Raw genomic sequence first — 13,145 nt, 5'->3', positions numbered from 1 at the left:
ACCGTCAATACTCCTGACTCATGAGTAAGTTGTGCCTCCGCCGGCTCAACCGCCCACTCTGCGCGTCAGGTTCAGCAGGTACTCCTTCCGGCTGAGCGGATTCATGTCGGTGCGCCGGCGCTCGGGTTCCGCTCCGCGGGCGGCGGGCGCGTAGTGGTCGAAGGCGCTCTCCAGCTCGCCCTCGCCGCGGGTCAGACCCGGCAGGTGCTGTTCCAGTTCGTGCACATGAGCCGCGGGCACCGAGCCCTCCAGCGAGCAGGAGTCGCCGCGTGTCCGCGTGGTCTGCGGCACCGCGCGCAGCCTGGCCAGGACGGGCAGCAGGGCCGCCAGGGTGTCGGTCGGGGCCTCGACGCGGAAGCGGTGCATCGGTTCGTGGACCCGGGTCCCCGCCCGGCGCAGCGCCTCGATCAGGACCAGCGGGGTCAGGCCGCGGAAGTCGTAGCCCGTGCTGGACATGCTCTTGTCGAAGCCCTGGTGCGCGTGGCTCTGGCGGGGCGAGTAGCCCGAGTGGGTCATGGTGACCGTGCAGTCGGGGATCTGCCAGCCGCGCAGTCCCTGGCCGAGCGTTTCGCGGACGGTGTCCTCGACGGCCTTGAAGAACGCGTACGGCATGGAGCCCAGCTCCACCTCCAGGCGGAACTCCACGCCGGATCCGACCGGCGCCGGGTCGACGCGCAGGCCGACCGTGGCGAGGAAGGGGTTGCCGTCCTTCTTGTTGAACTCGACCGCCGCGCCCGAGCCGACCGGCCGCTCGACGCACAGGGGTGTCGTCTCGCGGAAGGTGACGTCGAGGCCGAAGTCGTCGGCGAGCGTGGCCTGGATGACCTCCTTCTGCACCTCGCCGTAGAGGGAGACGAAGGTCTCCTGCCGCACCTCGTCGTGGCGCAGGTCGATCAGCGGGTCCTGCTCGGCCAGCCGGGTGAGCGCGCGGTGCAGCGCCCGCCGGTCGGTGCCGTCGGCCGGATCGACGATCGTCTCGAGGGTGGGCGGGGCGAAGAAGTGCCCGTACGCCTTGCGGGGTTCGCCGATCGCGTCGCCGATCCGGACGTCGGCCAGGCCCCACAGCTTGGCGATCCGGCCGGCCGCCACCAGGTCGTCCCTGATGTCCGTGCCCTGGTCGAAGACGCTGATCGCGGTGACCCGTCCCTCGACGCGGGCGTCGCCGGCGGCACCGAAGGGGATCCGGTCACGGGTGCGCAGCGTCCCGGAGAACATCCGGGCGTACGCGACCTTCTCCCCCGCCGCGCCCCGCTCCACCTTGAAGACGGTGCCGCAGACCGGTCCTTCCGGATCCCCGTCGGCGCCGGGCAGCAGCTCCTTGATCCCGTCGATGAGGGCCTCGACGCCCGCGCCCGTGACGGCGGAGCCGAAGTACACGGGGTGGACCAGGGCCTGCCGGGTCTGGGCGGCGAGGGCGCCGCGCAGGTCGTCGGGGGCGACCGTGTCCTCGACGTACGCCGCGAGCAGGTCGTCGTCGTGGTCGGCGAGGACGTCGAGGGCCGACGGCGCGAGGCCGGGGACGAAGCGGGCGGCACGGGTGCCGAGGGCGTCGGTCGTGCCCATCGGCACGACGGCCGCCGTGAGCCGTTCGGCCACGGCACGCAGGACGGCGTCGTACCGTGCCCCGCGCCGGTCGATCTTGTTGACGAAGACGAGGGTCGGGATGCGCAGGCGTTGCAGCGTGCGCATCAGCACCCGCGTCTGCGGCTGGACTCCCTCGACGGCAGAGACGACCAGCACCGCGCCGTCGAGCACGCCGAGCACCCGCTCCACCTCGGCGATGAAGTCCGGATGGCCGGGGGTGTCGATGAGGTTGACCCGCACGTCGTCGAGGGCGAAGGACACGACGGCGGACTTGATGGTGATGCCGCGCTGCCGCTCCAGTGCGAGGGAGTCGGTCCGGGTGTTGCCGGCGTCGACGCTGCCGATCTCGTCGATCACGCCGGCCGAGTGCAGCAGGCGCTCGGTCAGGCTGGTCTTACCGGCGTCGACATGGGCGAGGATTCCGAGGTTGAGCAAGTGCACGAAGCGTCATGTCCTTCGATGAGGGGGTCGTTCCTTCCTGGGGGGACATGAACGCAGTGCGCATCGCTGCTCCTCTGTACATGACGACGGGACCTGTGCAGTGCAGCAGGACCGGCGTCGCACCGGCAATGTATTAACGTTCAACGATTGCCGCCGCGGGCAGCGCGGCGGGGCGCGCGGTGCGATCGTGGTGGTGCCGCCCGAGGCCTGGGAGCGGGACGATCCGCAGCCGCTCGGGGCCGGGCGGTGAGAGGAGCCGACGATGCGTGAGATCCTCCCGGTGCTCGGGCGCTGGTACGCCGACCGGGTGCCGTTCGGACTCGCCACGGTGGTCGCCACCAGCCGCAGCGCCCCGCGCGACCCCGGTGCCGCGATGGCGGTGGGCCCGGACGACGAGGTCGTGGGCAGCGTGTCCGGCGGCTGCGTCGAGGGGGCCGTCTTCGAGCTGGCGCAGGAGGTCGTGGCGAGCGGCGAGGCGCGGCTGGAGACCTTCGGCTACAGCGACGAGGACGCGTTCGCGGTCGGACTCACCTGTGGTGGCGAGATCACCGTGCTGGTGCGGTCGGTGACACCGCGCAGCGATCCGGAGTTCGGGCAGGTCGCGGAAGCGGTCGGGGCGGGGCGGCCGGTGACCGTGGCGACGGTGACCGACGGGCCCGCGCCGCGCGGGGCGACGCTGACGGTGTGGCCGGACCGGGCCGCGGGCACGCTCGGCGCGTCCGGTCTGGACGTGGCCGTCACCGCCGACGCGCGCGGCGAACTCGCCCTCGGCGCCACGGCCCTCAGGCACTACGGCCCGCACGGTGAGCGCCGGGAGGACGCGGTCTCCGTCTTCCTGCACTCCTTCGCGCCGCCGCCCCGCATGCTGGTGTTCGGCGCGATCGACTACGCGGCCGCGGTCGCCCGTATCGGTGACTTCCTCGGCTACCGGGTCACGGTCTGCGACGCCCGCCCGGTCTTCGCCACGCCGAAGCGCTTCCCCGAGGGGGTGGAGGTGGTCGTCGACTGGCCGCACCGCTATCTCGGCGGCACCGAGACCGACGGGCGCACGGTGATCTGCGTGCTCACCCACGACCCGAAGTTCGACGTGCCGCTGCTGCGGGAGGCACTGCGCCGCCCGGCGGCGTACGTCGGGGCGATGGGCAGCCGCCGTACCCACGACGACCGGATGCGGCGGCTGGCCGAAGCCGGGCTGGACGAGGGCGAGTTGGCCCGGCTGCGCTCCCCGGTCGGGCTGGACCTCGGGGCCCGTACGCCCGAGGAGGTCGCCGTGTCCGTGGCCGCCGAGATCGTCGCGCTCAGGTGGGGCGGCACGGGAGCGCCGCTGACGGGCACGGCGGGCGCGATCCATCCGTCGTTCTAGCGGCCGGCGAGGCGCGCGTGGGCCATGGGGGCGGTGGGGCTGGTGATGGCGGGCCGGGCTGAAGTGACCGCCATCAGGGTGTGTAGGGCGGACCAGAGCGGGTAGGCGCGACACAACGGAGACTTCCGCGTCTCCGAGTCAAAGCCTCTGAGCGGGAAGGAGGTCCATGACAGCGCATAAGCAGCGCCCGGGCCGCTTCCCTACGCGCGGAGCGGCCCGGTTCTTGTCACCCGCCCCTCAGCGCCGCTGAGGCAGCCGGTGCAGCTCCACCTCCCCCAGTCGGCCCTGCGTGAGGGTCGCGGTCATGTAGGTGCAGTGGGGCTGCCGGCGGCGGTCCGTCGGGGAGCCGGGATTGAGCAGCCGCAGCCCTGAGGGCGCGGTGGTGTCCCACGGAATGTGGCTGTGCCCGAAGACCAGGACGTCCAGGCCGGGAAAGCGGGCCGCGCAGCGCGCCTCGCGCCCCCGGGCGGGACCGGTCTCGTGGACGACGCCGAAACGCAGACCGTCGAGTTCCACGTACGCCACTTCGGGCAACCGGGCGCGCAGATCCGGGCCGTCGTTGTTGCCGTAGACGCCGACCAGCCGGGTGGAGCCGCCCTCCAGCAGGTCGAGCGTGGCCGTGTCGACCCAGTCCCCCGCGTGGAACACGACGTCGGCGCGCGGGAGTTCGGCGAGCAGCGCCTCGGGAAGCGCCTTGGCGCGTTTGGGCAGGTGGGTGTCGGACATCAGCAGCAGGCGCACGCCGTCAGGCTACCGCCGGGGAAGATCGCCGCCGGGGGCTCACCGTGGTTGAGCGGTGGACAAAGCCGGTGACACAGTTAGGATCTGGCCACGAGCACCGTAATCTGACGTAAACGCACAGCGACCCCTAGGGGGCTCGGAGCCGGATGCCGGTCAAGGTCAGCGTCGTCGTCCCCGTGTACAACCCGGGGGTCTATATCGAGGACTGCATCGCCTCGCTGCTGCGCCAGTCACTGCCGCCCGACGCTTACGAAGTGATCTTCGTCGACGACGGCTCCACCGACGACACGCCCGCCCGGCTGGACGCGCTCGCCGCCGCGGAGCCCCGGGTGACCGTCCTCCACCAGGAGAACTCCGGCTGGTCGGGCAAGCCCCGCAACGTCGGCATCGAGGCCGCCCGGGGCGAGTACGTGATGTTCGTCGACAACGACGACTACCTCGGCGACGAGGCCCTGGAGCGGATGTACGACTACGGCGTGGCCAACGGCGCCGATGTCGTCGTCGGCAAGATGGCCGGCAAGGGCCGCGGGGTGCCGGTGGAGCTGTTCCGCCGCAACCACCCGCGCGCCACCGTCAGCAACGCGCCACTGATCGACAGCCTCACCCCGCACAAGATGTTCCGCCGCGCCTTCCTCGACGAGATCGGCCTGCGCTTCCCCGAGGGCAGGCGGCGCCTGGAGGACCACGTCTTCGTCACGGAGGCGTACCTGCGCGCGGGCAACGTCTCGGTGCTCGGCGACTACGTCTGCTACTACCACGTCCGCCGTGACGACTCCTCGAACGCCGGTTTCCAGCGCTTCGACGCGGGCGGCTACTTCAAGAACCTCCGGGAGGCCCTGGACGTCGTCGAGCGGTACACCGAACCGGGTCCGCTGCGCGACCGGCTCTTCAGGCGCTGGCTGCGGGTGGAGATGGTCGAGCGGATGCGCGCCCGGCGGCTGCTCGCCCTGCCGGCGGACTATCGCCGGGAGCTGTTCGAGGAGATGCACCAGGTCGTCGTGGAGCGCTTCGGGCCAGGAGTCGCGGCCGGGCTCCAGCCGACGCAGCAGGTCGTCGCCGCGCTGCTCGCCGCGGACCGGTACGACGACGTTGAGGCGTTCGCCGAGTGGGAGGCCGGGATCGCCCTGACGGCCGTCCCCGAGCGCGTGACCTGGGAGGACGGCACGCTGCGCGTCGGTTTCACCGCGGAGTACGCATCGGCCGGCGAGCCGCTGACCTTCACCGCCGGCGCGGCCTCCACGCCGCTCGACGGGCCGCCGGAGGACCTGGCCGCGGCCATCGCCTGGGTGGGCGCCGACACCGTGGACCGGTTCGGGCAGGCCACCGCCGACCTGCTGATGCGTGAGCGCGCGAGCGCCGCCCAGTACTTCCAGCCGGTGGAGTTCACCCGGGAGGAGGTCCCGGCCGGGGAGGACGGCCGGGTCCGTCTGGTGCTGCGGGCGACCGCCGCCGTCGATCCCGCCGCCCTGGACCGCGCCGGCCTGTGGGACGCCTTCGTCCGCGTCAAACTGGGCGGCTGGACCAAGGAGTGCCGCCTGGGCCCGGCCCCGCGGACGGACCGCCCCACACCGCTCCCCGCGCTGCTCGGCGGCCATCTGGTCCTGCCGTACTGGACCTCCCCGCACGCTCATCTGGCCCTGGACGTCGACCGGGCCACCCAGCGCCTCGGCCTGGGCAGGGTGTCAGCGGCCGACGTCACCGCGTCGGGCGACGCTCTGCGCGTACCGCTGCCCCTGCACGCCCCGCCGGGCGGCACCGAGGCGTTGCTGCGCCTCACTTCCCCGCACACCTCCCACGACGTGCCCGCCCGGCTGTCCCCGCAAGGATCCGGGGCGCTGCTGGAGGCCGTGCTGCCGCTCGGCGATCTGAGAGGGGCGACCTGGCGGGTGGCGCTCGTCGGGACGGGCCCGCGCTTCCTCCCGCTCCCGTTCGCGCTGCGTGGCGTGGCGGGCGGCGCGCAGGTCGTCCGCACCACCCGGCCCAGCGCACTGCGGCGGCTCGTGCGCCGGGCGCGACGCAAGCTCGGTACGGCGCTGGGCCGGACGGCGGCCCGGCTGCGGGCGCGGACCCGGAGGAGGTGAGGGCATGCGGTCCCTCGGCATCGAGGGTGCCTGGGCGCTGGAGCCCAAGGTGTTCCCGGACGACCGCGGCTCCTTCCACGAGTGGTACCGGGGCGCGGAGTTCCGCGAGGCCACCGGCTACGACCTGTCGCTGGCCCAGGCGAACTGCTCGGTCTCGCGCTGGGGCGTGCTGCGCGGCGTGCACTTCTCCGACGTGCCGCCCGGACAGGCCAAGTACGTGACGTGTCTGCGCGGCGCCGTCCTCGACGTGGTGGTCGACCTCCGTGTCGGCTCACCCACGTTCGGCCGCTGGGAGGCCCTGCGCCTCGACGACGACAGCCACCACGCCCTGTTCCTCGCCGAAGGCCTCGGCCACGCGTTCATGGCCCTCACGGACGACGCCACGGTGGTCTACCTGTGCTCGACGGGCTACGCCCCCGAGCGCGAACACGGCGTGCATCCCCTCGACCCCGAGTTGGGCATCGCCTGGCCCGAACACATCCCGCCGGTGCTGTCCGAGAAGGACGCGCAGGCGCCGTCGCTGGCCGAGGCGCGAGAGGCCGGGCTGCTCCCGTCCTACGAGGCCTGCAGGGCCCTCAAGGGGCGCCGGGAACCGCGCGATGGGCCACAATGATCCCGCACCCGTAGACCGGCGGAACCCGGCACTACCCGGTGACCCGTTCAACGGCGGTACGCAGCGGCTCCCACCCCCGGGACCGCCCGAAACCCAAGGTCCGCGCCCGGGCCAACGGCTTCCAGAAGCCCGCCTCCAGCAACGCCTCCGGCGCCACCGCCCCGGCCCGGTCCAGGATCGCCTCGGGCACCTTCTGCGGGTCGGGCACGTCGTACTCGGCGACGATGTCGTCGTACCGGTCCCGCAGCACCGTGCTGCGGGGATCCGCGCCGAAGACGACCAGCTGCCCGGTGGGCTGCGTGTCGACCAGGACGGTCATCAGGTCGGGCCGGTACCGGCGGAGGATCTCGGCGAGCTTGTACACGTCACCGGTCCACGCCCCGGTGTGCCGGTCCCGCGCCGCCTCGTCGACGTTGCGCGGCAGCATGTCGTCGAAGACGATCACGCTCGTCCAGTCGGAGTGCCGCTCGACGTTCATGAAGTCCCGCAGCGCGTACTCGAACAGGTGCATGCCGTCGATGAACGACAGGTCGAGCACGGGCCGGCGCCAGTACCCGAACGGACGGCGCCCGCGCCGCAGGTTGCGCAGCGGATGGCGGCCGCCCCGGAGGTGGATGAGCGGGTTGTCGCGGGCGAAGAAGTCGTCGCTGGTGGCTTTCACCAGGTGCACGTCGCAGCGGATCTCGGTGACGACCTTGAAGGCGGGGTCGACGGCGATGGTGGGGACGCGCGACAGCCGCAGGCTGCGGCCGTCGTTGACGCCGATCTCCAGGTAGTTGCGGTTGCCGCTCACCTTGTGCAGCTCCCGCAGGAACTCATGGCGTTTCACGAAGGGTCTCCTTGCGGATCCGGGGCAGTGCTTGGTGCAGGGCGGTGCGCCAGTCGCGCGCCGGGGCGAGGCCGAGCCGCCGCAGGCGGCCGTGCGCGAGGACGCTGTACGCGGGGCGGGGTGCGGGCCGGGCGAACGCCTCGCTCGTGACCGGGCGCACCCGGTCGGGGTCGGCGCCGAGGAGCCCGAACACCTCGCGGGCCAGGTCGTACCAGGTGGCCTCGCCGGCGTTGGTGGCGTGGAACACGCCGCTCGCGTCACGGCCGACCCGCGGGCCCAGGTCGGCGATGAGCGCGGCGACGTCGGCGCTCCAAGTGGGCTGGCCGCGCTGGTCGTTCACGACGTCCACGGTGTCGCGGTCGGACTCCAGCCCGATCATCGTGCTGACGAAGCTGCGGCCGTGGACGCCGTAGAGCCAGGCGACGCGCAGCACCGCGCTCGCGGCCGGGAGTTCGTCCGACACGCCCCGCTCACCCGCCAGTTTGGTGCGGCCGTACGCGGTGCGCGGGTCGGGGGGTGCGTCCTCCGGGTACGGGGTGCGGCCGTCTCCCGCGAAGACGTAGTCGGTGGAGACGTGGATCAGCCGGGCGTCGTGCGCGGCGCAGGCCCTGGCCAGCAGCCGCGGGGCGTCGCCGTTGACGCGCAGGGCCTGCTCCTCGTGCGTCTCCGCGTCGTCGACGGCCGTGTAGGCGGCGCAGTTGACGACCAGTTCGGGGCGGTGCGCGGCGAGGGCGCCGTCGACCTCCCCGGGGTCGGTGATGTCCAGGGCGGCGTGGTCGAGGCCGGTCACCCGCTCGTCACGGGAGAGGAGTTCCTCGACCACGTCGCTGCCGAGCATGCCGCCCGCGCCGGTGACCAGCCACCTCATCCGTGCTCCTCAACCACGCGGCGTTTCAGCGGTTCCCACCAGGCGCGGTGGTCGCGGTACCAGTCGACGGTGGCGGCGAGGCCGGAGGCGAAGTCGTGGCGGGGCCGGTAGCCGAGTTCGGTGCGGGCCTTGCTCCAGTCGACGGAGTAGCGCAGGTCGTGGCCCTTGCGGTCCGCCACGTGCCGCACCCGGTCCCAGTCGGCGCCGCAGGCCCGCAGCAGCAGCGCGGTGAGGTCCTTGTTGCTCAGCTCCGTGCCGCCGCCGATGTTGTAGACCTCACCGGGACGGCCGTGGGTGCGGACGAGTTCGACGCCGTGGCAGTGGTCGTCGACGTGCAGCCAGTCACGGACGTTGAGGCCCTCGCCGTAGAGGGGTACCTGGGCGCCGTCGAGGAGGTTGGTGATGAACAGCGGGACGACCTTCTCCGGGAACTGGTGCGGGCCGTAGTTGTTGGAGCAGCGGGTGACGCGGACGTCCAGGCCGTGGGTGCGGTGGTAGGCGAGGGCGAGCAGGTCCGAGGAGGCCTTGGAGGCGGAGTACGGCGAGCTGGGCCGCAGGGGGTCCGTCTCGGTGGACGACCCCGTCGCGACGGAGCCGTAGACCTCGTCCGTCGAGATCTGCACGAAGGGCGCGACGTCGTAGCGCAGGGCGGCGTCGAGCAGGGTCTGGGTGCCGACCACGTTGGTGAGGACGAAGTCGCCGGCGCCCTCGATCGAGCGGTCCACGTGGGACTCGGCGGCGAAGTGCACGACCTGGTCGGCCTCGGCCATCAGCTTGTCGACGAGCTCGGCGTCCCGGATGTCGCCGCGTACGAACTCCAGGCGGGGGTGGTCGAGTTCGAGGTTGTCGAGGGTGCCGGCGTAGGTGAGTTTGTCGAGCACCGTGATCCGCGGCGCGTCGGGCGCCTCGGGTGCGTCGCGGGCGAGCAGGGTGCGGACGTAGGTCGAGCCGATGAAGCCGGCCGCGCCGGTGACGAGAAGGTTCATGGGTGGATCTGCACCTTGCTGTGGTCGCCGAGGACGAGTCGGTGGGCGCTGGGGACGGTGGGCGCTGGGGTGACCTCGACGTGCCGGCCGATGAGGGAGGACTCGATCCGGCCTGCGCCGTGGATCGTGGCGTCGCGCAGCACGATGGAGAACTCCAACTCGCTGTCGGTGATACGGCAGTTCTCCGCGATGGAGGTGAAGGGGCCGACGTAGGAGTCCTCGACGACCGTGCCGGCGCCGACCACGGCGGGTCCGACGATGCGTGAGTTGACGACGCGTGCCCCTTCTTCGACGATCACCCGTCCCACGGTCTCCGACGCCTCGTCGACCTCGCCGTCGATGCGGCGGGGCAGGCTCTCCAGGACGGTCCGGTTCACCTCCAGCATGTCGGCGACGTTCCCGGTGTCCTTCCAGTAGCCCTTGATGACGGTGCAGCGCACGTCGGCGCGGGAGTCGATCAGGTGCTGGATGGCGTGGGTGATCTCCAGCTCGCCGCGCCAGGACGGGCTGATGGCACGGACGGCGTCGTGGATCGCCGGCGTGAAGAGGTAGACGCCGACCAGGGCGAGATCGCTCTTGGGGCGCTCCGGTTTCTCCTCCAGGCCGAGGACCTGGCCGGAGTCGTCGAGTTCGGCGACGCCGAAGGCGCGCGGGTCCGGCACCTGGGTCAGCAGGATCTGGGCGTCGGGGCGCCCGCGCCGGAACTCCTCGACGAGGTCGGTGATGCCGCCGACGATGAAGTTGTCGCCGAGGTACATCACGAAGTCGTCGTCGCCCAGGTAGTCCCGGGCGATGAGCACGGCGTGGGCCAGCCCGAGCGGGCGTTCCTGGGGGATGTAGGTGATCTCCAGACCGAACTTGGAGCCGTCGCCGACGGCCTCCTGGATCTCCGGGGCGGTGTCACCGACGATCACGCCGACGTCGGTGATACCGGCCGCGGCGATGGATTCGAGACCGTAGAAGAGCACGGCCTTGTTCGCCACCGGCACGAGCTGTTTGGCCGAAGTATGTGTGATCGGCCTCAAGCGCGTACCGGCGCCACCGGACAGCACGAGAGCCTTCATCGGTTCACCTTAGCCCCGATTCCGCCAAATTGACGGCCGAGGTTGGCGTGTTCGTCACCGTGGAGCAGTGCGGAGTTCACCGCAGTGGCCCCTCAGCCGCCCACGGGGATCTCGCTCCAGACCTGTTTTCCGCCACTGACCGGCACGGTTCCCCACGCCACCGACATGGCCTCGACCAGGAGGATCCCGCGCCCGCCGGTGGCTTCCCAACTGACGCTGGAGGGTCTGACGGGCGAGCGCGGCGAGGCGTCGGCGACGGCGACGCGCATCCGCTGGTGCACGAGGGTGAGATCCAGGCGGACCCGGCCGTCGGTGTGCACGAGGGCGTTGGTGACGAGTTCGGAGACGACGAGCAGGACGGCGTCCCGGTCCTGGGCCGGCACGCCCCAGGCGCGCAGGGTGCGGCGGGTGAAGCGGCGAGCATGGCCGACGGCCTCCGGGACGCGCCAGACGGTCCAGCTCTCCCGCAGCGGCCGTACGGCCATGCCGTCGTAGCGCATCAGCAGCAGGGCGATGTCGTCGCTGCGGCGCGCCCCCACCAGCAGGGCGTCGGCGACGAGTCCGAGATGGGCCGGGTCGGAGCGGGCCAGCTCGCGGGCGAAGTGCTCCATGCCGGCGTCGATGTCGGCCTCGGTGGACTCGACGAGGCCGTCGGTGGTGAGTGCGATGACGGTGCCGGGCACGAGGCGCAGCGGGCTCATCGGGAAGCCGGCCTGCCGCAGCACGCCGAGCGGCGGGCCGCCCTCGGCCTCGGCGATCTCGGTGCTGCCGTCCGGCCGGCGCAGGACCGGCGGGAGGTGGCCGGCGCGCACGCACCAGGCGGAACCCTCCTCCAGATCCACGTCGACGTAGCAGCAGGTGGCGAAGAGGTCGGTCTCCATGTCCATGAGAAGCCGGTTGGCGTGGTCGACGACCACGTCGGGCGGGTGCCCCTCGGCGGCGTAGGCGCGCAGCGCGGTGCGCATCTGGCCCATGAGGGTGGCGGCGGCCGCGCTGTGGCCCTGGACGTCGCCGATGACGAGGGCCACGTGGTTGTCGGGCAGCGGGATCACGTCGTACCAGTCGCCGCCCACCTCCAGGCCGGCCGTGGTCGGCAGATAGCGGGCGACGGCCTTCGCGCCGGGCAGCCGGGGCAGCCGGCGCGGCAGCAGCTGGCGCTGGAGCATGCCGACGAGCTCGTGCTCGGCGTCGAAGGCGTGGGCACGCAGCAGGGCCTGCCCGGCGAGGCCCGCGGCGGCGGTGAGCAGGGCGCGTTCGTCGGGGCCGAACTCGTGCGGCTCGTCCCAGCCGATCAGGCAGGCACCCGCGACACGGCCGCCGGCGGGGAGCGGCAGGGCGGCCAGCCCGCCGGGTCCGACGTCGGCGAGGGCGGGTTCCAGCGGGGTGCCGGCCGGCCAGATGTGGGCGCGGCCCTCCCGCAGGGCGGCGGCGAGGGTGGGCATCGCCCGCACGGGCGCGTCCGGCCATTCGCTGCGCCACTCCAGGCGCCACAGCTCCGGCCAGCACTCGGGGTCGGGCGGGTCGAGGACGGTCACGACGAGGCGGTCGTGCTCCAGCTCGGCCAGGGCGATGCGGTCGGCGCGCAGCGGCTTGCGCAGGGCGGTGACGACGGCGTGGCTGACGTCGCGGACGGTGCCGGCGGTGGCGAGGGCGGCGGCGAGCCGCTGCACCCGGGCCACGTCGGTGACCTCGGGGCGCAGGGTGGAGGCGTCGGCGACGGTGCCGACGAGCCGGGCGGGCCGTCCCTCGCCGCCCGGCACGAGGCGGCCGCGCAGCCTGAGCCACCGGGGCGGGCCGGTGGGCTGCAGGACGCGGAACTCCAGCTCGCGGTCGCCGATGGACATGTGGTCGGCCTCGACGACGGACATCAGCGAGGGCAGGTCCTCGGGGACGGTCAGGCCCAGCAGGGTCTCGACCTTGCCGTCGAAGTCGTGCGGGCCGAGGCCGAACAGCTGCAGGATCTCCTCGCCGACCTCGACCCGCCCGGTGTCCATGGCGAGGCTGAAGGCGTTGCCGGGCAGCTCGCCCGCCTCGGCGGCGGCATGCGGGGCGGGCAGGGCGACGGCACCGGCGACGAGTTCCAGGCACTCGCGGTGCTCGGTGCCGAAGCCGTCGGGCCGCTCGCTCACGGCCAGCAGGCAGCCGCCGCCGTCGCCCTGGGCGGGAAGGGCGGCCAGGGAGAAGTCCTGAGAAGGCGTCCGCCGGGACTCCGCGCGGTCGGCGAGCTGCCGCGGGCCCAGCCAGAGGGCACGGCCGGTGCGATGGGCCTCGGCGATCGGGGACCGGCCGGTCAGGGCGTAGGCGTCGCGCAGTCCGTACAGGGTCCGGGGCACACCGACGGACTCGATCAGGCAGAACAGCTCGCCGTCCTCGCTGGGCGTGTACACGGCGGCGAAGGAGGCCCCGCCGTAGACCAGGGCCAGTTCGAGGACCCGTCGCAGCCGCTCGGGCGCATCCAGATCGACGGAAAGCGCCTTCAGGGCCCCTGCGGCGCGCGGACTCCTCGTCCTGCGCCCCGCGGTGCCCTCAGTGACCACATCCGCCATTACAGCGCCTAATGAGCCACCTGCGCAGC

The 13,145-nt window shown here is 72.7% G+C and carries 10 protein-coding genes; 3 read left to right on the top strand and 7 right to left on the bottom strand.

All coding sequences use genetic code 11. The features are described from left to right. Positions 1-45: 45 nt before the first annotated feature. Complete coding sequence (locus ACIRD7_RS07670) at positions 46-2,025, bottom strand: GTP-binding protein (RefSeq protein ID WP_403451053.1); 1,980 nt, start codon at positions 2,023-2,025, stop codon at positions 46-48. Positions 2,026-2,287: 262 nt separating this feature from the next. On the opposite strand from ACIRD7_RS07670, the gene ACIRD7_RS07665 reads away from it, so the two are divergent. Beyond that, positions 2,288-3,388, top strand: coding sequence for an XdhC family protein (locus ACIRD7_RS07665; RefSeq protein WP_403451052.1), 1,101 nt, complete (start codon positions 2,288-2,290; stop codon positions 3,386-3,388). A 237-nt stretch (positions 3,389-3,625) separates the two neighbouring features. On the opposite strand, the gene ACIRD7_RS07660 is transcribed toward ACIRD7_RS07665, so the two are convergent. Then, on the bottom strand, positions 3,626-4,129 hold the full coding sequence (locus ACIRD7_RS07660; RefSeq protein WP_403451050.1) for a metallophosphoesterase family protein: 504 nt from the start codon (positions 4,127-4,129) through the stop codon (positions 3,626-3,628). A gap of 146 nt (positions 4,130-4,275) precedes the next feature. Between ACIRD7_RS07660 and ACIRD7_RS07655 the strand changes: the two genes are divergently transcribed. Both ACIRD7_RS07655 and rfbC read left to right on the top strand, forming a co-directional pair. After that, positions 4,276-6,210 carry a glycosyltransferase gene (locus ACIRD7_RS07655; RefSeq protein WP_403451048.1) on the top strand — a complete coding sequence of 645 codons (1,935 nt, stop codon included), beginning with the start codon at positions 4,276-4,278 and terminating at the stop codon, positions 6,208-6,210. Between the two features lie 4 nt (positions 6,211-6,214). Beyond that, the gene (gene rfbC / locus ACIRD7_RS07650) at positions 6,215-6,823 is read left to right on the top strand and encodes a dTDP-4-dehydrorhamnose 3,5-epimerase (protein WP_403451046.1); all 609 of its coding nucleotides are present in this window, start codon (positions 6,215-6,217) and stop codon (positions 6,821-6,823) included. 31 nt (positions 6,824-6,854) lie between these two features. Here the strand turns inward: rfbC and ACIRD7_RS07645 are convergent, their stop codons facing one another. From ACIRD7_RS07645 to ACIRD7_RS07625, 5 genes are all read right to left on the bottom strand, one after another. Further along, the gene (locus ACIRD7_RS07645; RefSeq protein ID WP_403451044.1) at positions 6,855-7,652 is read right to left on the bottom strand and encodes a class I SAM-dependent methyltransferase; all 798 of its coding nucleotides are present in this window, start codon (positions 7,650-7,652) and stop codon (positions 6,855-6,857) included. Further along, positions 7,639-8,520 carry a dTDP-4-dehydrorhamnose reductase gene (gene rfbD / locus ACIRD7_RS07640; protein WP_403451043.1) on the bottom strand — a complete coding sequence of 294 codons (882 nt, stop codon included), beginning with the start codon at positions 8,518-8,520 and terminating at the stop codon, positions 7,639-7,641. Before rfbD ends, ACIRD7_RS07645 begins: the two co-directional genes overlap by 14 nt. Next, a complete protein-coding gene (gene rfbB / locus ACIRD7_RS07635; RefSeq protein ID WP_403451041.1) occupies positions 8,517-9,506 on the bottom strand; it encodes a dTDP-glucose 4,6-dehydratase in 990 nt (329 codons plus the stop codon). The genes rfbD and rfbB overlap by 4 nt, the downstream gene beginning before the upstream one ends. Beyond that, positions 9,503-10,570, bottom strand: a complete 1,068-nt coding sequence (locus ACIRD7_RS07630) for a glucose-1-phosphate thymidylyltransferase (RefSeq protein WP_403451039.1) — start codon at positions 10,568-10,570, stop codon at positions 9,503-9,505. Before ACIRD7_RS07630 ends, rfbB begins: the two co-directional genes overlap by 4 nt. 92 nt (positions 10,571-10,662) lie before the next feature. Then, a complete protein-coding gene (locus ACIRD7_RS07625) occupies positions 10,663-13,116 on the bottom strand; it encodes a SpoIIE family protein phosphatase (RefSeq protein WP_403451037.1) in 2,454 nt (817 codons plus the stop codon). Positions 13,117-13,145: the final 29 nt, after the last annotated feature.

This window comes from Streptomyces sp. NPDC093568, from assembly GCF_044764945.1.
In the GTDB taxonomy this organism is placed as follows: Bacteria; Actinomycetota; Actinomycetes; order Streptomycetales; family Streptomycetaceae; genus Streptomyces.
The sequence above is the reverse complement of the archived record's forward strand: the minus strand, read 5'-3'. Positions and strand labels throughout refer to the sequence as shown.